Consider the following 20,281-nt stretch of genomic DNA (forward strand, 5'->3'; position numbering starts at 1 on the left):
TTAAGCCTGAATATAGGCGTGACTGCCGTCTGTTTTCTTCTCGACAATGATGTGTGACTGGATACGGGTCTTCAGTTCCTCAACATGGGAAATAATGCCGACCAGTCGCCCACGCTCATGCAGGTCCAGAAGGGTTTGAATGGCGTTGTCTAAGGAATCTGAATCCAGCGTCCCGAAGCCTTCATCCACAAAGAGCGTGTCCACACTCACCCCGCCGTTCTGACTTTGAATGACGTCGCTGAGTCCCAATGCCAGTGCCAGCGAAGCTTTAAAGGTTTCGCCACCGGACAAGGTATGGACACCGCGCGGTTTCCCGGTATGGTGATCAAAGACATCGATGTCCAGTCCCTGCGGCCCGGCTCCTTTGGCTTTTTCTACTTTTTTGTGCATTTCGTAACGGTTGTTGGTCATCTGTGCTAGACGGATATTGGCCGCTTCAAGGATCTCTTCAAAATAGATCCCCAGAACGTAGCGTTCAAAGGAGACATAGTCGGTCTCTTTCGCGCCGTTTGCCATGCGGGACAGTTCGCCGTATAGCTGGTAATCTGCCTCGATGTGTTCGCTTTGTTTTTGATACTGCAGAATCGTTTTCTGGGCTTCGGTGTTCTGACTCGTCAAGCGGACATAGGCATCGCGCTTCTCTTCCCACTCAGGCAAGACTGCTTCGATTTCAGACAAGCGGGTCTCGTGTTCTGCTTTCGTTTGGACATCGTCTGCTTTTTCAAGAAAGGCTGTCACTTCTTTTTCTGCACTCTGATAAACCGCGCGCGCTTCGCCGTAGGTCTGGATCGCTTCCTGCATTTCTGAAACGATTTTTTCTTCCAGCACGCATTCTGCAAAGGTTTCCCCGAGCTCGCTTGCTTCCAGTTGTTCTTTGAACATCTCTTCAAGATTCTCTTCTTTTTCACTCAGTTCTCCGACGCGTTTTTCGGTCAAGTTCAGTTCGGTTTCAGAAGTGGCCAGCGTGTTCTTCAAGGTATTCAATTCTTCACGGACCGTTTTCTCCTGCTTCTCTGTTTCTTTGATCGCTTTTTCTTTCGTCTGGATAAGCTCTTGAACGTGTTCTTTCGATTCATAAGCCAGTTTCTCTTCCAGCCCAGCGATTTCCGTACGGATTTCTTTTGTACGCGTTTCTATATTTTCTATTTTAGACATGTTTTTCGACAGCGCTTCAGATGTTTCGCGTTCCTGTTTCTCTACATCGTTCAGCTGCTTGGTATAGGCTGCTTCTTGCTTGACGGTTTTCTCTTTCTTTTCGATTTCCGTCTGCAGGGCAGTGATGGTTTCTGTGGCTTCGTCAGTCTTTCTTGCCACGTATTCTTTTTCTGTCTTTGCGTCTTCAGGTGAAACACTCAAGGCTTCACACCGTTCACTCACTTGAGCAAAAAGGTGTTCCGACTGGCTGACTAAGCGATTATACGTCGACTCGGCCGCTTCTTTCTTCGCTTCCAGCTCGGCGACCTGTTCTTTCGTCACGTCTTCGGCCTTGGCATGAGCTTTTTCGGGATGTTCTTTAGATCCGCAGACCGGACACGGCTCGCCTTCTAGCAGTTCACCGGCCAGCACAACGGACAGCTGACTGAAGTAAGCCGATTTAGCTGTCTGCCAGTCATTTCTCGTCTCTTTAAGCTGACGTTCGGCTTTCTGGAAGTCTTGTTTCAGTTCCACACCCTGTTCGCGCCACTGACAGACTTCTGTGAGGGCATTCAGGCGCTGATTCAACTGAGACTGCTCGTCTTTTTTCGTACTCAAGACTTTATAGTCAGCCGTCAATTCTTCGCGTGTCTTTGTGATTTCCTGCAATGTCTCTTTCAAGTCTTCGAGTCGCGTGTTGAGTTCTTTTTGCTGCTCAGCCAATTGTTTATTTTCAGTCTCGGTCTCTTTTGCCTCTTTATCAAGGGCAGTCAGACGCTCGTTCTGTTCTTTGATCGTCTCAAACCGATTCAGTTCATCGTTAAGGTCTTGGATCTCTTTTCTTATGTCATCAAGCTTGGCATAGTCTTTTGAAACAGCCTGATAGCGTTCCTCTACTGCTGCCAAGTCGTCTTTCACCTGCTGGATCTTTTCAGTGAGTTCTTTGATCCGTTTCTGATTCGCTTCTTTTTCGGCACGGGTTTCTTCTACATTTTTCTCAGCCTGGACTAAAGCTTCGGCTTTTTTGTGCTGATCCAGCTGCGTTTTAAACTGAGCCACTTTTCCTTCTTTTTCATCTAGTTCACTTTTCTCTTTTTGAAGGGCTTCCTGCTTCGTCAGCATCTCAATAAGCTTGGTCTGTCTGACTTTTTCATCCTGAAGATGGGACAGCTTGGTCTTCGCTGCTTTTAATTCTTCAGTTTCAGTCTGAATAAGCTGGTCCAGTTCACTCAAAACCGTTTTGACATCAAACTGTTCGATGGCTTTCACTAAAACTTCATTCTCTTCATCATCGATGCGCTTGAAGGCTTCCTGCAGCGCCAGTTCATATTCCTTTCGCTGGTCCGACAGCTCTTTTGACTTTTTCTTCAATTCTTCCTGAAAACGTTCGTAAATGCCGGTCTCGAAAATATTTCGGAAGATCGCTTCTTTTTCACGGCTGTTGGACTCCAGCATCTTTTTGAAGGCCCCTTGCGGAAGCATCACGATCTGACGGAACTGGTCATAGGATAATCCAATCAGTTCCTCTATCTCCTGATTCGCTTCGGCGATCTTCGTGGTCACGCTGTCTTCATTATGGAACTCGACGCTTGACTTGACTTGCTTGGTCTTCGTCCGGGTCCCCGGTCCTGTCTGTTCCGGTTCGCGGCGCACTTTATAGGTTTTCTTCCCCAGTTCAAATTCCAGCTCGACATAGCATAAGTCAAGATCGGTCGCATGGTCGGATTTGAAGGTGTCTTTCCCTCGGGCATCACCGCTCGCCGAATCAAACAAGGCATAGGCGATGGCATCGAAAATGGTCGTTTTCCCCGCCCCCGTCGGTCCGCTGACTAAAAAGAGAGAAGACTGGGTAAACTGGGTAAAGTCGATTTCCACTTTATTTTTATACGGCCCGAAGGCATTCATCACTAGTCTTAACGGACGCATTTACTTCTCTCCTTTCAGTGCCTGTTCCCACGTTTCATGGATGGCTTCTTTCTGGTTATCGTCCAGCGGATTCTGCTTGAATTTAGAGTAAAAATCATCGAACAGATCTAAAAGACTTCTTTTCTCTATGGCTTCCTGTTTCGCTGCCTGACTAGACTTCTGGCGTTCTTTCTGAGCAGTGTATTCCAGTCCCATCGCATACGGATAGCGGCGGCGCAGCTGATTCATCGCATCCATGACATAATTCTGGTCTTCCAGCTCAAAGAAGATATAATCATCCGATTCATCCTGCATCAGCTCGTCAAAGGTACCTTTCAGGACTTTCATATCTCTTTCCGGTTTCACTTCGATCATTTCAAAGTTGAAGTCGTCTTTCGTTATATCTAAAAGGACATGCTGTTTTTTATGACGGACTTCCGATTTTGAATACTTGAGTGGCGAACCGCTGTAACGGACCCGGTCGGTCTTGACCTTCTGCGCCTTGTGCAAGTGTCCCAAAGCCACATAGTCAAAGTCATCAAAGAGGTTCACATCCACGTACTCGGCTGTCCCGATACTCAAAGGCCGCTCGGAATCTGAAGCTTCCACCGAATCCTTGGCACCATTGACGATATAACCGTGCGCGATCAGGATATTCACTTCATCCGGATCTATTGCCTCTTTGATCGACTCGATCTGTTTACGCGTCGCATCCTGCAAATCCTTGATTTCATCGTCTTCAAGCAGCTGTCTGATCGTGACATGATCCGCGAACGGCAGCAGGTAGAAGTTCACCTCGCCGATCGTGACTTTTCTGATGTCTTTTTTCACAGTTCCTTCGATATACAGCTGGCTCCCAGCAAGCAGTTCGGAGCCATATTCCAGGCGTTCATTACTGTCGTGGTTCCCGGCGATCGCCAGGACTGGGATCCCCGCTTCTCTGATCAGTCGGTTAAAAATATCATTGGCCAAGGTCACCGCTTCTTTTGGAGGAATCGCACGGTCATACAGATCCCCCGCCATGATCAACACGTCGACATCCAGCTCTTTGACCCGGTCGACCAGCGCATGCAGCACCGCTTCCTGATCCTCAAGCATTGAAAACTCATTGACGATTTTCCCGATGTGCCAGTCTGCCGTATGTAAGATTCTCATGATTGTCCTCCTGTCGTTTTCTCGTAGCTTCAGTATATCAAAATAAGCCCTTTATGTAATGAGAACGGTCAACAATCGCCCGGCGATTGTTTCCTTTTTAAGCTTTTGAATTTGGGCTTGCCCTTCAGCTGCTTTTTGAACACGCGAAGGGCACTCGCCGATCCTTTGCGTGACCTTCGGACACTTTCTGAGCTTGCGAAGGGCACGCGACGACCCTTTGCGTGACCTTCAGACACTTCCTGATCTCGCGAAGGGCACGCGACGACCGTTTGCGTGACCTCCAGATACTTTCTGAACGCGCGAAGGGCACGCGTCAACCCTTTGCGTGCCCTCCAGATGCTTTTTGAACTCCCGAAGGGCACGCGCCCGCCGTTTGCGTAACCTCCAGATGCTTTTTGGTCTCGCGAAGGGCACGCGACGGCCTTTTACGTGACCTCCAGACACTTTCCAATCTCGCGAAGGGCACGCGCCAGCCCTTTGCGTGACCTCCAGATACTTTACGAACTCGCGAAGGGCACGCAATTTACTTTTCCGTTGCCTTCGTAACTCCTTTTACCGTGCGAAGGGCACGCAAAACTATTCAACATCTATTTTATTGCATAAAAAAACGCATATCGGAATATGCGTTTGATCCGTTTAAAATATGGCCAGGAAGGGAGTTGAACCCTCACGAGCGTTGCGCTCACTAGATTCTGAGTCTAGCGTGTCTACCATTCCACCACCTAGCCGGAACACTCACTAGTATAACATAATTATTTAAGTTTGTAATCATCTTTTTAAAAATAATTTATAACCGGGTTATACTTTGCATTAAATTAATTAAGGTGCTAAGATGTACTCGAACACTTGCAAAGTAAGAAACGCTTATTATGTAAGCGCTTCATTAGAAGTGTTAAAGCACCATGGTCGTATAATTAAAAACAAGTGAGGTGAGCGATGGAGAGATGGATCAAACGGATAAAAGATGCCCGTAAGGAGGTGTTTGACTCGCAGGATGAAGCAAAAATCGGTGACTGATGACGACTATTTTACCTTAGGAGGATTTATATAGTGAAAAATAAGACAAACATCAAATTGTACCCCGTTCTGATAGCTTCTGTCATGGGCTTATCAGTGTTTGCACCTGTCGCAAACGAAGAAGTCATGGCGGATAGTGCAGAGTCTACTGTTACAATAAGTTCAAGTGAATACGGCAGTCTGGCTTACGAGCATATCTACCATCTCTCTAAAGAACTTGGCGGAGCCAGAACAGCGGGTTCAGCATTCGAAAAAGAAGCAGCAAATTATATAAAAGCTGAATTTGAAAGCTATAGATATGAAACAACTCTGGAAGATTTTTCATTTGTCAGTAGAAGAGGAAGCAACAAAGGCGAAACTGTTCATTCTCAAAACGTCATCGCTGTAAAAAGAGGTACATCAGGAAAACAGGTTATTATCGGGGCCCATTACGACCAGGTCACTTCCGGTGGGAGCGAGGGAGCCTCTGACAACGCCTCAGGTGTGGGTGCGATGTTGGAAGTAGCAAATAAATTGAAAAATATCAAGACAGAGCACACTATACTATTCATAGGATTCGGTGCAGAAGAGGTCGGTTTAGAAGGATCTAGAGCATATGTAGAAACTATGTCGGAGGAAGATATAGAAAATACGATAGCTATGATAAATCTGGATACTATATTAGCCGGTGATTATGCTTATGTTTACAGCGGATCTAACAGTATAGGCTGGGTAAGAGACCAGGCCCTTAATATATCTGATGAGTTAGGCTTAGATCTTATTACTCAAACCGGTTTACATCCTGATCATGAATGGGGAGAAACGGGAGACTGGAGCGACCATGCCCCTTTCAACGAAAAAAATATCCCAGTCGCCTACTTCGAGTCCACTAACTGGTTGATCCAAGATGATAAAGGCAACTATCTGGACGGCTATATAGAAACCGAAGAAGGACCGATCATGCATACCGGAAACGATACCTTGGATTATATCGAAATGAACTATCCTGGAAGAATCATGGATAGACTGAATACTAATGTGAGAGTTCTAGAAAAACTTATGGTAAACATAGCGACAGATGAGTACAGAGCTGAAGCCCAGGCAGTAGAGCACTTGATATCAAAAATCAAGTCACCTTCAGCAATGATTTCAAACGGCTATGTCTCTAAAGTAAGAAAAGCTCGAGAGGCCTATGATGCATTATCTGATACACAAAAAGGATTTGTAGCACCAAGCAGTTTAGAGAAATTGAACGAAGCAGAAGAACAAGTGACACATGCAGAAGATAAGGACGCAGCGGTAAAAGTAGAAAAATTAGTCACACGATTCAAATTTTCCGGCAAAAAAGTATCAAAACAATTTATTATTAAAGTTAACGAAGCACGCGCAGCTTATGACGCACTATCAGACGATCAAAAAGAATACGTCACCCCAAGCAGTTTACAAGAGCTGATCGCAGCAGAAGAACTGATTGCTCAGCAGTAATTGCATGATTAGAATGATACAAACATTCATGACATGAAATGATAAACGATAGTACGCAGAAGAAGATGACTCCGTTAAGGCACGGAAGTCATCTTCTTTATTTTTTCTGTTTTACATTACTTATACTATCGTTCTCACAAAAAAGCAGAAAAGTTACTTTTTAAAAGTCATACGTCCCCTTCTCTCTGTGTGCATACGTGATAGTTATAAAATCAGCTTTTCGAACGCTTCAGAACATCAACGATTTCTTTTCCTTCTTCATCCCACTGGATCATGCGGTAGTAGGCATCGTGATAGAAAATAAATTTATAATTATTCTGATAGGCTCTCTGCATCCATTCCTGCTTGGCGTATATGGAATCCATCGGGTAATCGTCATAGGCCATGACCCATAGTGGATTCTGATGGGCGGTCGACGCCATGATATCAGCCATATGCATGACGGTTTCTCCGTTCTGTTCCAATTTCACTATCGCATGACCGTTGCTGTGACCACCGGTATGGTGCATCGTGATGCCCGGAACGACTTCCAGTTCTTTTTCGAATGTTCTGACCTGATTCTGAATGGCTTCCCAGTTCTGTTTCCAGTAAGAACTTTTGGACCGGATATTCGGATGTCTCACTTCATCCCATTCGGTTGCTGTCATATAGATCACCGCATTGGGATAAGTCGACACGAACTTTCCGTCTTCTGCATGAGTCAGTCCAGTCGCATGATCGAAATGCATATGCGTCATTAGCGCCCCATCGATATCTTCCTTAGTCAGTCCCAGCTCATCCAGATTCTCATCGATCCGCGATTCTTCCTGAACACCGAAATTGCGCTTCTGCTTCTCAGTGAGCTTCCCTTTTCCGATCCCTGTATCGATCAGATAATTCTTTCCCAGATACTGAATAAGAATGGGTTCGGTGGCATGCGTGATCTGATTCTTTTCATTGGCCGGATATTTTCTGTTCCATAAGGGTTTCGGAACCACACCGAAAATCGCTCCTCCATCGAACGAAACGACTCCACCGTCCAGCCAGTACAGGGTCATGCCGTGAAATTTTAAAGCATCCACTTGCTCGCCTCCAATATATTCAGTCTTTAATTTTCTGCGGATCTATACTTAGTATTCAAACATAGAAAAGGAATAGAAGCTGGATCAGTCACTTCTATTCCTGAATTTTAAAAGCTTTATTTCAGATATGCTCCTGAATCATTCTTAAACAAAAGCAAATAATAAGAAAGCTAAGAATGCAAGAACGATCAGAACGATGACCAGTATCAGCGACCACGAATTCAGTTTACGCGCCAGAGCCGCATCCACGCCGCCTTCCATCGCCTGACCAGCCAGATAAATCCCTAACGGAAAGGCCAGTATGGATAATCCCATCCAACCTAAAAACAGGCAAGCCCATGACAATATATGAAAGAGACTAGCATTTTCAGACATTATATTACCTCCTTCGATCTTTATACTTGTATCACTTACGTTAATTAGTAAGATAAAATCGTACACTTCTTGTACTACTAAGTTTAAAGAGTCACAAAGTCACTGTCAAAAGTTATCTATTGCTGTAAAGCATTTGAAGGGACAGCCTTATCCTTATTATAGATTTCAGCAATGATGGTCCTCTCTCAAGATAAGGCCCACTGTTTTTGCACCCTTCAACTGCTACCTGTTCTCGTGAAGGGCACATATCCACCACTTTTGTGACCTTTAGCTGCTGCCTGACTTCGCAAAGGGCACATATCCACCACTTTTGTGACCTTCAGCTGCTGCCTGACTTCGCGAAGGGCACATATCCACCACTTTTGTGACCTTTAGCTGCTGTCTGTTCTCGTGAAGGGCACATATCCACCGTTTTTGTGCCCTTTAGCTGCTGCCTGTTCTCGTGAAGGGCACATATACACCACTTTTGTGACCTTCAACTGCTAGCTGTTCTCGCGAAGGGCACATATACATCGCTTTTGCGACCTTTAGCTGCTGCCTGACTTCGTGAAGGGCACATATCCATCGCTTTTGTGACCTTTAGCTGCTGCCTGACTTCGCGAAGGGCACATATCCACCACTTTTGTGACCTTTAGCTGCTGCCTGTTCTCGCGAAGGGCACATATACATCGCTTTTGCGACCTTTAGCTGCTGCCTGACTTCGCGAAGGGCACATATACATCGCTTTTGCGACCTTCAGCTGCTACCTGTTCCCGCGAAGGGCACATATACATCTCTTTTGTGACCTTCAGCTGCTGGCTGTTCCCGTGAAGGGCACATATCCACCACTTTTATGCCCTTCAGCTGCTAGCTGTTCCCGCGAAGGGCAATTAACTATCTACACTCACTTAGTAGTTCGTCATTTCCTGGATGCCCTGCTCTAAAATCTCGATCTGACGGATCGTTTCTTCGTCTTTGACGATTTTTTCCTTGCCGTTAACGATCGACTCATAGACGCCTTCGTAAATACGGCTGTAGTCGCCCACTTCTGAAACGACTTTTTCTTCGTGATACTGCCCGTTTTCGTCCATATAGTAAAGCGTACCGTAGTGTTCCGGCAGGTCGACGCCGAAATCATCATTCGTCGGCATATAAAACAGCTTCAGATGTTCTTCCTGACGGTCTTTCGTCTCTTTGACAAAGGTGCCTTTCTTACCGTAAACGACAAAGCTTGGACGGCTCTTCAGACGGAAGTAGCTGGATTTAACAGCAACTTTCAGATTGTTTTCATAGTTGAAATCCAAGTCGAAGTAGTCATTCATGCGACCGTCGCCTAGGAGCTGGCGCACGTCGTAATGGATCGCTTTCGGGTCGCCAAAGTAAGACAGCACCTGGTCCACCGTGTGACAGGCATGCGTGTACATGAAGCTGTTCAACTTCTCAAATGATTCCGCACTTTTCGGCACTTCAGGTCTGAAGTAGTCAAAATGCATTTCCACTTCCAGGATATCTCCAAGGACTCCGCTTTCGATCACTTTCTGAACAGTCAGGAAATCCGAGTCGAAGCGACGGTTCTGGTAACATTGGATGAATAGACCTTTTTCTTCAGCCAATGCAAAGAGTTCTCTTGCTTCTTCAGGCGTTTCGGCAAAAGGCTTTTCAACCAAGGCATTCTTGCCGTTCAACAGGGCTTCTTTCGCAAGGGAATAGTGTGTTTGCGGTGGTGTGGAGATGACGACCAGATCGATCTCCGGGTCGTTCCAGATCGCTTCTTTATCTTTCACATAGTCCGCTCCAGGGACCCTTTCCCACATCTCATTGTGACCTGAGCGGGCTTGAATGGTCTTGATCTTGATGCTTTCTACTTGGCTGGAAAAAGGGATATGATAGCGGTTCGTACTTTTTCCGTCACCGATATACGCAATATTTAGCATGTTTTAACCTCCATTAGTTAGCTGTTGCCTGATTTTATACTTTTAAAAACCTGCTCCAGCTGTACTCTCCTTCTTATTGTATCTGTTTTAATGCCTTTGAGTAAACTAGATTGAGCGAATTGACTGAATTTTATTCAGCTCACTCTCCTGTCCGGTTTCTGACCCTGTTGACAAGCTATTTAAAAGCGTGCTATACTTCATTCAAACATATATTTGAATGAAAGGAGTAAACCATGACTCTGGACGTCTGCAGTTCCACAATCATCCACGAAGACAAAGTAAATACAGTTAAAGATTGCCTTACAGACAAAGACTTTTCTGATATCCTGCTCTTGAGCAAATGCATCAAAGACCCTTCTAGGATCAAGATTATGTACGCACTCTTGACCTACGAAGAATTATGTGTCTGCGATCTGGCCGCTGTGCTTGAAGCCAGCGTTGCTTCGACGTCGCATCACCTGCGCTATCTGAAGCAGAACGGCCTGCTCGAATCAAAGCGAGACGGAAAAGTCGTTTATTACTCGCTGATCAAGGAAAAAGCTGCTTCTGTTTTCAACTCACTCAGCGATTTAACTGAAACAGTCACGCCATCATCATAACTGGAGGAGAACATTTTGATAGAAACCATCATATCGGCCATCGCCGTTTACATATCGACCAGCATCGACTATTTGTTTATCTTACTGATCATTTTTTCTCAAAGTCACACGAAAAAAGGCATCGCCCATATCTACTGGGGCCAGTATCTAGGGACCGGCTTTTTAGTCGCCGTCAGTCTGTTTGCCGCTTATGTCCTAAATTTCATCCCTCAGGACTGGATCATCGGTCTTTTGGGACTTATCCCGCTTTATTTAGGGATCCAGGTCGCCCTGCACGGCGAAGAGGAAGAAGATGAAGACGAAGTGGCGGAAAAAATCGATGCCGGCGGATCGAACCGCTTGTTCTGGACCGTTGCACTCATTACTGTCGCGTCAGGCGGGGACAACCTGGGTATCTATATCCCCTACTTCACAGCACTGGATATATCTGAGATCATCCTTGCCATCGTTATCTTTGCCGTGTCGGTCTCGATACTCTGCTATATCAGCTACCGGCTGGCCAAAATCTCTTTTGTTTCAGAAACACTGGAAAAGTACGAACGAATCATTGTCCCTATCGTTTTCATCGGTCTGGGGATCTACATCATGCTTGAAAACGGCACGATCCAAACGCTCTTTTCAATGATCAGCTAAATAGAAATATGAGAAGGCCCCTGAGACTGTATAAACTGGACCCTATAGAATAGACACGGATAAAAAACCCTTATTCGTTCTCTATTTTATAGGGTTCTTTATTGTATAATGAACCCAACTATATGAGTTCAAAGGAGAGCGTTGACATGGGAAGAAATTATTTTACAGAGGAAGAGCGAAGAGAACTTGAAGAAAATCCTTTTGTAGAGAAAGCATCAACTAAAGCAGTAACTTACTCAGAGGCATTCAAAGACCATTTCGCTAAAGAAAAAGCTCTCGGAAAAGGACCTACGCAAATTTTTAGAGACGCAGACTTTGATGTGATAGCGTTAAGGAAAGACCGTATAAAGACTTTTTCCAGACGAATTAAAAATATGAGCCATCGCCCAGAAGGATTTATGGATTTACGTAGTGAATCCAGTGGAAGACCCCGTACTAAAGAAAGAACTCAAGAAGAAGAAATCGCACACTTGAAACATAAAGTCGCCCTTCAAAAACAACAGATAGATGCCCTAAAAAAAACAAATTTTATCCATCGGAAGGCCAAGAGGGCTTCACACAAGAAAAATTCCAACTCATTAAAGACCTAACAAAACGAGATCATAATTTGTTAAATATATCATGGCTATGTGAGATTGCTTTAGTTTCACGTTCGGGGTATTACAACTGGTTGAAATCTGAAGAGAGTCGAAAGAAAAAAGAAGAACAAGATCAGCACGATTTTAATTTGATACTTGAAGCCTATACACATCGCGGCTATGATAAAGGATCCAGAGGGATCCATATGCGACTGTTACACATGGAGATACTCATGAACCGGAAGAAAATCCAGCGCTTAATGAGAAAGTTTGGACTGTTCTGCCCTATAAGAAAACCGAATCCGTATAAGCGCATGGCAAAAGTACGCCAGGAACATGCGTTAAAACCTAATCTCGTTAACAGAGAATTTAGAGCCTACGGTCCACGAACGATCCTCTTAACAGATATCACCTATCTCTTTTACGGGCGAGGAAGGAAAGCTTATTTATCTGCCGTGATTGATGCATTCACGAACCAGGTCTTAGCGTATCAATTAAGTGAATCCTTAAGTATTGATTTTGTTTTAGAGATGATTGAAGACCTTTTGATCAACCATGACATTTCAAAACAACAGAAAACCCTGATCCATTCCGACCAGGGCATTCACTATACAAGTATAAAATTTCAAAAATTACTCGCGGATAAAGAACTGCGTCAATCTATGTCACGAAGAGGAAACTGTTGGGATAACGCTCCCCAAGAATCCTTCTTTGGACACATGAAAGACGAAATAGCTTATCTTGGTGATGTTGAGGCGTTCTCAGACCTTCACCCCATTATTGATGACTATATGGATTATCATAATACAGAACGCTATCAGTGGAAACTGGCGAAATTATCTCCTAATCAATATTATGATTATTTTAAAACGGGTGTGTATCCCCTGAGTCATTTGGTGAAAACGCCTGATTTTCCTGAGATTCAAGTACCGATAGAATATCCTCATTAAAGCGATCAAAATATTTTTCCTCTAATTGTGTCCATTTTTCGGGTTTGAAAACAGCAGGATAATAAAAATCTAAATCCAGTTTTGCATGAACATAGAGGTCGTATTCCATTTCGATAGCTGGATATTTTAAAATCCATTTCAACCGATCAATCAAATAATCTTCGGAATACATTTGATCAGTCACCTGGCGAAAGGAGTGGAAGTACACCCTCTGTTCGCTTTCAGTCAATGTTTCAAAATAACGTAACATCCAGTTTGGATAAACGCGTTCTGTATGCATGTCTCTAAAGATTGAGAAACCAAGGGTTTCTAGGCTATTAAAATCCTTCTTATTCATTTTTTTGTTGGATAATCCCCACCCAAAATCTAAGTATTGATCCAGGCTTAAACGTATTATCGCTCCTCCTATGACGTTATCATAGAAGGAGCGATAATAAATTATAAGGGGTTTTTATCAAACTGTCCTTGACATGGGGTCCAGTTTAGTATGATAGATAGTCTCAGGGGCCTTTTTTTATACTTTTACAGACTCCAGTGATGCGTCTACGTCTTCCTTTTTAGGTTTGGAACCGATCAGGCGCAGTCCGTTTAAGATAACGAGGATCGTCGAACCTTCATGGAACAGCACCGCCAGCGGCAGACCTAAGATGCCGAAGAGGTTCAGTACGATCAGGGTCACGATCACGCTGATCGAGAAGACAACGTTCTGGAAAATGATACGGTTGAGACGCTTGCTCAGTTTGTAGCTGTAAAACAGTTTTGACAGGTCGTTCTTGACGACCACGACATCGGACGACTCCATTGCCACAGACGAACCGCTGCCCATCGCGATCCCGATATCTGCATTGGCCAGAGCCGGTGCGTCATTGATCCCGTCACCGATCATGCCGACCACTTCTTCCTTGTCCTGACTCTGCATGACATAGTCGATCTTGTCTTCAGGAAGCATGGACGCTTTGTAGTCATCGACCCCGACGACTTCCGCTACATTGGCTGTGACTTCTTCATTGTCGCCCGTTAACAGCGTGACTTTGATGCCTTCTTTCTGGAAATTCGCCACCGCATCCGCCGACTGTCTGCGGATCTGGTCGCTGAGTGAGAAGTAGCCGACGACTTCCTTATCCTTCGCTGCCAGGATGATGGTGTTGCCTTTCTGGAAGTACTTTTTGAAGTGGTCATAATTCTTGAAATCACTGAAGGCAGTGGGCTTTCCGACTCTCACCTTGCCTTTTTCGACACCGGAACCGGCTATTTCATTGACGGGTTCTTCATGGTCCACAGAACTCAAATCAGTCTCTTTGAAGGCCGAAACGATGGCCTGAGCGATCGGATGACTGGACTGTTGCTCCATATAGACGACTTCTTTCAAGACAGCCTCTGGTGCACTATAGTCATCGACCTTGAATTCGCCATAGGTCAGCGTGCCTGTTTTATCTGTATATAACGTGTCCATCGTACTCAAGGCTTCCATTGCGGCTCCACCTTTAAAGAGGATACCGTGTTTCGCTCCGTTGCTGATCGCACTCAATGTGGCGGGCGTGGCAGAAGCGACTAAAGCGCAGGGACTGGCGACAGTGAGAAAAACCATCCCGCGGTAGAAAGCTTCTTCAAAAGGAATAGACATCATCGTGTATAAGACAAAGATAAAGATAGGAACGATGACCAGGACAGAGATCACGTACTTGCTTTCGATGCGGTCAATGACCTTTGAGATGCGCGACGGTCGTCTCTGAGCTTCTTCGACCATTCGGATGATGTTAGAAAAGACGGTTTCATCATTGGATTTCGTCACTTCCAGATGGAACACATTGCCTTCGTTGATCGTCCCCGCGAACACTTCATCTGTCTGATCCTTTTCTACAGGAACGGCTTCCCCTGTCAAAGCTGCTTCATTCACTACAGCTTTTCGGTCGATGACCCCGTCGATAGGGATCTGTGCGCCTTTGGTGACCACAACGGTATCGCCTATTTCCAGCTCTTCTGTCGGAACAGTGACGACTTCTCCGTTCGCCTTCAAGACTTGAGCAGTCTCCGGGACCTGGGCCATCAGTTCTGAAATAGCGGACGTGGACTTGTTGTTGGCGTAGTCTTCCAGCACCTCGGCTGTTGCAAAAATGAGCAGCAAAGCAGCCCCTTCTGATTCATAGTTGATGATGACGGCACCTAAAGCTGCCAGGATCATCAAAAGGTCCACGTTCGGCGACTTCTCCCTGATCGTTTCCACGACCGCGTCCTTGGCCGCATAGAAGCCTAAGAAGAAAATCGCTGCATAAAACAGCCATGTACTGTACCCGTCGTTGATTGACATAAAGACAGAGCCCAGTACTGCGAATAAAATACCTACGACTAAAAACTGTCCTTGTCTGCTTTTAGTTAAATAATTGATCATTTCTAACCCCTTCTTTCCTTATTGGTTGGTTTAAAACTTACTTAATTCACTCAGGTGAAACAGTCTGATGCCTGCCTTCACTCCTTTCTTTATAAGTTCGTCACAATCAAAAAGGACATACCCGTAGAACAGAATTAACTGTCCCACAGATATGTCCTTTAAATACATAGTCTGCTGCCGCAACATGTGCAGCCCGGCTGCATGAACCTTTTAATGCGTTCACCGCCTGTTCAGATCACAATGAATAGATTATGCCTATTCAAAGCTTTCATATTAAGTTTTCAAGTGACGTGATTTATATCACACATTTTTATCTTCTTGTGAATTCACTCTCATAATAGCACATCATTTTTTCCGGGTCAAGCCTTTGCTTACCAGGAATCGATCCTTTTTATCAGTAGCCTGGTCACTTACAATACTCCCACACGAGCTGCAGTATTCAGCTTTTGACTGAATCACAATACGATGAAGTCGAAGCGATACACTCATGACCTTCCAGTAGCAATAATTTTAAGAAGTCTTTTGGGTAGTCAGTCGATCATTTCGAATTTCGTTTCCAGTATATCTTTCGTGACTGGTCCCACGACACGCTCATAGATCACACCGTCACTGCCAATGAAATAAGAGGTCGGCAAGGATTCGACACGGTACAGATCGGTGATTTCACTCGGTGCATAAACGTTCGTAAAAGTCAGACCGAATTCATCAATGAATGCCGGAACGTTTTCAGGATCACTTTCAGAGGAGATGACGTTGACGCCTAAGACAACGACCTCGTCCTGTTCTTCATGAAATTCCTGCAAGTGCGGCATTTCTACGCGACAAGGCGGACACCAGCTGGCCCAGAAGTTCAGAAAGACTTTCTTTCCTCTGTAATCCGACAACTGCACCGTATTGCCGTCCATGTCTTCCAGCTGAAAATCATAGGCAACGTTTCCGGCATTCAATCCGTATTCCATCATAGAGCCTGTTTCGCCGGCAGCATTCTGCTCAGCGATCTCATCCATCAGCTCCTGAAGCTCTTCTTCTGACATCTCTTCTGTATCGATATCTTCATTCAGCTCGTCCTGTACACTCAGTTCATTCTGAATCGATGCCTGTTCCATGACTTCCTGTTCGCGGTTCAATCCTGTGACAAAGTCAAAGACGACGTAAACGAGTATGAGGGCAATGACAGCCCATAAACCTTTTTTTACCATGTCAACACTCCTATCCTAGCAGCTCAAAAGGCGTGCCTTCGAGCCACTGTGCGATCCATTCTGATATTATTTCCAGCGTTCCTGTGAAAAGCAGGAGACCCATAACGATCATGAGTATGCCTCCGACTTTCATCCACTTCTGACTGTGTTTCATGATGTTGTCCATCTTGCCGAGGAAGAAAGACACTAAAAGAAACGGCAGAGCAAAGCCTAAAATGTAAAGGGTCAAATAAAGGGCCGGCGGCGAACCGGTCGACACGCCGATCAGCAGTATAGAAGAAAAGATCGGGCCGATACACGGCGTCCATCCAGCTGCAAAGCCTAAGCCGATGAAAAAGCTTGAAAAATAACTGGTGGTCCGGTTCCCTGCCATCCTGCGTGTATCTTTCAATAGGGCCGGTATCTGGAGCCATTCAGCTGTGACCAGTCCCATAACGATAATGAGTAGTCCCGCGACACGCTGCAGCAGCAGGCTCGTCGATCCGGTCAGCAGTTGACTGAAAAAATCGCCCAAATAGCTGATGCTGAGTCCCAGACTAACATAAACGACTGACACACCAATCAGGAACAGGATCGAGTGCAGCATGACCGTTCTTTTGAACTCGGCCGACTGATTCTCTTTCACTTCTTTCACACTTTTACCGGTAATATAAGATAAATATAAAGGCAGCAGCGGCAAGGTACATGGAGAGAAAAAAGACAAAGCGCCTGCGCCAAATGCCAAGAGTGCTGTTAGTTCTGTCTCGATGGTAAGATCCCCCTTTTATAACCCAGGAGCAGACCGCTGAACACTATAAAAAGTGACAGGATCGCTAGGGGTGTAAAGACAAAATTGAAATAAATGACCGCACGCGTGCCCATGATCAGAAGATGCAAAGCACCGAATCCTAAAACGATCCAGACGGGCGGCACTTTTTGAGTAAGGTTCGTAAATGTTAAAAGTGCCAGCAGGCTCACGAAGAGTACGATGAGCAGCAATGTAGCGACCGATGCATAGCGGTAATACATGTAAGCATGATTTGCTAAGCCGATCGTCGTTAAAAGCTTGGCTGCACTTTTGGCTTTCTCTTTATTCTCCCATAATCTATCTCCATAAAGATAACTTCCGTATATCAGTACACCGAGTGAAGCGATCCAGACGACGTTCGACGAGAACAGCAGGATCCGGTAAGGGACCTGAATGATTTCGCTGATGTTTAAGACCGCATTGATACCGAACAGTGCGACAACAAAATAAAACACACTATCCATGAAAACCGATACAACGCTTTTTTTCACGCTGGCTGACTCATCCGTCAAACCGTACCATAGCAATATACCGACAAGCAGCGACACGACCGCGCTGAACATCGGGTTGGAAATAATATTTTCCACGTACATTCTCCTGACTTATATACCGCAACGGGTAAAGAGTAGATAAATAACTTGATTTCAAGACATTCGCATTAATAACTATGTTCATTGAAGTTTAAGCTTTATGCTTTCGACCTATTTATACCCCTGGGGGTTTGATTCTACTAGCTTACACAATTTTAATCTGTGAGTCAACTCTACCGCCGAAGGAAAACTGTGACGTTTCTAAGACTTTTTGAACAGTAAACTGTCTATTTATATCCATTCGAGGCTGATCTGGATGAATCGATCCGTATGGAGCCAATTTTAAAGCTGATTCTTTTATGATAAACTTCCAAACCAAGATGCAGGCGTGGTTTCAATAGATCATCCTTTAGTTCAGGAGTCCAAGAAAGTGCTGTACTACACTTTTTCAGTAAATAGTTGAATTCAGACTTGGCCCAAAGAGCTGTACTTCACTTTTTTTAAAAATAATTAAGTTCAGAGCCTCTTCAGAGTGCTGTACTTCATTTTTCCAGTAAATAGTCGAGTTCAGGACATCTCCAAGGTGCTGTACTTCATTTTTTCATTAAAAAAAGCATTCTACCTGAGTAGAATGCTTTTCACTTAAATATTAAGCTGTTTTAACGTGCTTCACTTCCTCGTGTTTCCTGCTTCCACGAAGGCGATACTTCAAGAGACGCATCCCGTTGAAGATAACGACCAGGATACTGCCTTCATGGACCAGCATACCGATGGACATGTTCATCCAGTCGCTGAAGAAGACGCTGGCCAGCAGGACGAAAACGACGCCCACTGCAATGGCGATATTCTGGATCATGTTGTTCGCTGTGGTTTTCACTAGGCCTAACGCATGCGGCAGACGGCTGAAGTCCGAATTCATCAGGACCACATCAGATGTTTCGATCGCGACATCTGTCCCGCTTCCCATGGCGATACCGATATCCGCCAGAGCCAGCGACGGGCTGTCGTTCACCCCGTCGCCCACGAAAGCAACGATCTGTCCTTCTTTCTGAAGTTTTTCGATGTGCGCAGACTTATCTTCCGGCAGCATGTGACCGTGGGCTTCCGTCAGTCCAAGTTCGCTGGCGACGACATCGACCGTCCCCTGGTTGTCCCCCGATAGAACGACTAGATTCTTTACACCCAAATCCTTCAACTGATCAAGGTCGTCTTTCACACCGGGTCTGACCTGATCTCTGATCCCCATCAAAACGCGCAGTTCACCGTCAACAGCAGTGAGGACTAGGGAGTTTCCGCTGGTTTCTGCTTCTTGAACGTCTTCTTTCGCTTTCTCACTGAGTTCGATGCCTTCTTTATCCATTAAAGCCACATTCCCGACAGCGACGCGGTGACCACCGACCTGAGCCACGATCCCGCCGCCCTTGACGACTTCTGTCTCTTCGACCGGATAAATTTGCGCCGCTTTCGTTTCTTCGAGGATCGCTTTAGCCAGCGGGTGATCGGATTCTTTTTCCACACTGGCCAGATAGTTCAAGGCCTCGTCTGACTCTTCGCCATAAACTGCCTTTTTCGCCACACTCGGATTGCCAACGGTCAACGTCCCGGTCTTATCGAAGACGATCGTGTCTACTCGGCTGAAGTCATGGATCACTTCACTCCCTTTTAAAAGGACACCATGACGGGCGCCATTACCGATCCCGGCAACGTTTGAGACCGGCACACCGATAACGAGAGCCCCTGGACAACCTAAAACCAAGATGGTAATCGCCAGTTCAATATCCTGACTGATCAGCCAGACCACAAAGGACAAAAGCAAAACGGCAGGTGTATAGTATTTTGAAAACTTGTCGATAAAGCGCTCCGCTTCTGATTTGGAATCCTGAGCCTCTTCTACCAGTTCGATGATTTTCCCAAAAGTCGTCTCTTCTCCAACTCGGTCCGCCCGGATCTGAATCGTCCCGTTTTCAAGGATCGTCCCCGCATAAACGCCTGAATCTTTTGATTTCGTAACCGGAACGGATTCTCCGGTAATACTCGCTTCGTTGATATAGCCGTCACCTGACAGGACCGTTCCGTCAACGGGTACTTTAGCCCCGGTTTTAACGAGCAGAATATCCCCTTCGTCGACTTCATCGATGTCCACCTCTTCAAATTCACCGGAGTCGGTCTGGACGAGTGCGATTTCTGGAGCCATTTCAGTAAGCTCTTTGATGGCCGAACGCGTCTGATTCAGTGTCCGCTGTTCGAGGTAATGCCCGAATAGGAAGAGAAAAGTAACGATGGCTGATTCTTCAAAGTTCTGAATAAGAAAGGCCCCAATGACCGCGATGGTGACCAGCACGTCGATACTGACGACTTTCACCTTTAGTGCCTGATACGCCTGGACTGCGATCGGAGCGATTCCGATAACTGACGCGATGATCAATGCCCACTCCAGGACAGCCACGTTCCCCAGCGCGAACCGGCTGAAGTAGCCGACGACGATGAGTATCCCGCTTAATAAGGTGATCAGTTTCTTCTGACTTAATATAACTTTCTGCATGATGATTCCTCCTATTTTCTTGTTTGTTTCCTTTGATGTTAAGTTAAGTA

16 protein-coding genes, 1 tRNA gene and 1 riboswitch are annotated in these 20,281 nt (G+C 45.5%); of the genes, 5 read left to right on the forward strand and 12 right to left on the reverse strand.

Annotated elements, in window-relative coordinates; translation table 11 throughout:
• The 3 genes from AB4027_RS11185 to AB4027_RS11195 form a co-directional block, all read right to left on the reverse strand.
• On the reverse strand, nt 1-3,060 hold the full coding sequence (locus tag AB4027_RS11185) for an AAA family ATPase (protein WP_368645404.1): 3,060 nt from the start codon (nt 3,058-3,060) through the stop codon (nt 1-3).
• Nucleotides 3,061-4,194: an exonuclease SbcCD subunit D gene (locus AB4027_RS11190; protein WP_368645405.1), complete on the reverse strand. Its 1,134-nt coding sequence runs from the start codon at nt 4,192-4,194 to the stop codon at nt 3,061-3,063. It abuts the gene before it with no gap.
• A gap of 644 nt (nt 4,195-4,838) precedes the next feature.
• Nucleotides 4,839-4,922, reverse strand: a tRNA-Leu gene (locus AB4027_RS11195).
• Between the two features lie 322 nt (nt 4,923-5,244).
• Between AB4027_RS11195 and AB4027_RS11200 the strand changes: the two genes are divergently transcribed.
• Complete coding sequence (locus AB4027_RS11200; RefSeq protein WP_368645406.1) at nt 5,245-6,675, forward strand: M20/M25/M40 family metallo-hydrolase; 1,431 nt, start codon at nt 5,245-5,247, stop codon at nt 6,673-6,675.
• A 212-nt stretch (nt 6,676-6,887) separates the two neighbouring features.
• Here the strand turns inward: AB4027_RS11200 and AB4027_RS11205 are convergent, their stop codons facing one another.
• From AB4027_RS11205 to AB4027_RS11215, 3 genes are all read right to left on the reverse strand, one after another.
• A complete protein-coding gene (locus AB4027_RS11205) occupies nt 6,888-7,736 on the reverse strand; it encodes an MBL fold metallo-hydrolase (protein WP_368645407.1) in 849 nt (282 codons plus the stop codon).
• Between the two features lie 144 nt (nt 7,737-7,880).
• Nucleotides 7,881-8,111 (reverse strand): hypothetical protein, encoded by a 231-nt coding sequence (locus tag AB4027_RS11210; RefSeq protein ID WP_091489049.1) that lies wholly within the window; start codon nt 8,109-8,111, stop codon nt 7,881-7,883.
• Nucleotides 8,112-8,998: 887 nt separating this feature from the next.
• Complete coding sequence (locus AB4027_RS11215) at nt 8,999-10,024, reverse strand: Gfo/Idh/MocA family oxidoreductase (protein ID WP_368645408.1); 1,026 nt, start codon at nt 10,022-10,024, stop codon at nt 8,999-9,001.
• Between the two features lie 233 nt (nt 10,025-10,257).
• Here AB4027_RS11215 and AB4027_RS11220 point away from each other — a divergent pair, with 233 nt between their 5' ends.
• The 4 genes from AB4027_RS11220 (at nt 10,258) to AB4027_RS11235 (ending at nt 12,784) form a co-directional block, all read left to right on the forward strand.
• Nucleotides 10,258-10,623: an ArsR/SmtB family transcription factor gene (locus AB4027_RS11220; RefSeq protein WP_368645409.1), complete on the forward strand. Its 366-nt coding sequence runs from the start codon at nt 10,258-10,260 to the stop codon at nt 10,621-10,623.
• 15 nt (nt 10,624-10,638) lie between these two features.
• Nucleotides 10,639-11,256: a CadD family cadmium resistance transporter gene (locus AB4027_RS11225; protein WP_368645410.1), complete on the forward strand. Its 618-nt coding sequence runs from the start codon at nt 10,639-10,641 to the stop codon at nt 11,254-11,256.
• Between the two features lie 146 nt (nt 11,257-11,402).
• Nucleotides 11,403-11,846 (forward strand): HTH domain-containing protein, encoded by a 444-nt coding sequence (locus AB4027_RS11230; RefSeq protein WP_368644674.1) that lies wholly within the window; start codon nt 11,403-11,405, stop codon nt 11,844-11,846.
• A 17-nt stretch (nt 11,847-11,863) separates the two neighbouring features.
• Nucleotides 11,864-12,784, forward strand: a complete 921-nt coding sequence (locus tag AB4027_RS11235; RefSeq protein ID WP_091482215.1) for an IS3 family transposase — start codon at nt 11,864-11,866, stop codon at nt 12,782-12,784.
• On the opposite strand, the gene AB4027_RS11240 is transcribed toward AB4027_RS11235, so the two are convergent.
• The 6 genes from AB4027_RS11240 to AB4027_RS11265 form a co-directional block, all read right to left on the reverse strand.
• Nucleotides 12,699-13,121, reverse strand: a complete 423-nt coding sequence (locus AB4027_RS11240) for a hypothetical protein (RefSeq protein ID WP_143059437.1) — start codon at nt 13,119-13,121, stop codon at nt 12,699-12,701. The genes AB4027_RS11235 and AB4027_RS11240 overlap by 86 nt on opposite strands.
• Nucleotides 13,122-13,298: 177 nt before the next feature.
• Entirely contained in the window at nt 13,299-15,173 is a 1,875-nt protein-coding gene (locus tag AB4027_RS11245) for a heavy metal translocating P-type ATPase (RefSeq protein ID WP_368645411.1), read from the reverse strand.
• Nucleotides 15,174-15,309: 136 nt separating this feature from the next.
• A riboswitch (NiCo riboswitch) is annotated at nt 15,310-15,417 on the reverse strand.
• A 286-nt stretch (nt 15,418-15,703) separates the two neighbouring features.
• On the reverse strand, nt 15,704-16,372 hold the full coding sequence (locus tag AB4027_RS11250; protein ID WP_368645412.1) for a TlpA family protein disulfide reductase: 669 nt from the start codon (nt 16,370-16,372) through the stop codon (nt 15,704-15,706).
• A gap of 10 nt (nt 16,373-16,382) precedes the next feature.
• Nucleotides 16,383-17,096, reverse strand: a complete 714-nt coding sequence (locus AB4027_RS11255) for a cytochrome c biogenesis CcdA family protein (RefSeq protein WP_368645413.1) — start codon at nt 17,094-17,096, stop codon at nt 16,383-16,385.
• Nucleotides 17,097-17,104: 8 nt separating this feature from the next.
• Nucleotides 17,105-17,746: a hypothetical protein gene (locus AB4027_RS11260; protein ID WP_368645414.1), complete on the reverse strand. Its 642-nt coding sequence runs from the start codon at nt 17,744-17,746 to the stop codon at nt 17,105-17,107.
• Between the two features lie 592 nt (nt 17,747-18,338).
• Nucleotides 18,339-20,231: a heavy metal translocating P-type ATPase gene (locus tag AB4027_RS11265; RefSeq protein ID WP_368645415.1), complete on the reverse strand. Its 1,893-nt coding sequence runs from the start codon at nt 20,229-20,231 to the stop codon at nt 18,339-18,341.
• Nucleotides 20,232-20,281 lie beyond the last annotated feature (50 nt).

This window comes from Alkalibacterium putridalgicola, from assembly GCF_040959045.1.
GTDB classification, from domain to species: Bacteria; Bacillota; Bacilli; order Lactobacillales; family Carnobacteriaceae_A; genus Alkalibacterium; species Alkalibacterium putridalgicola.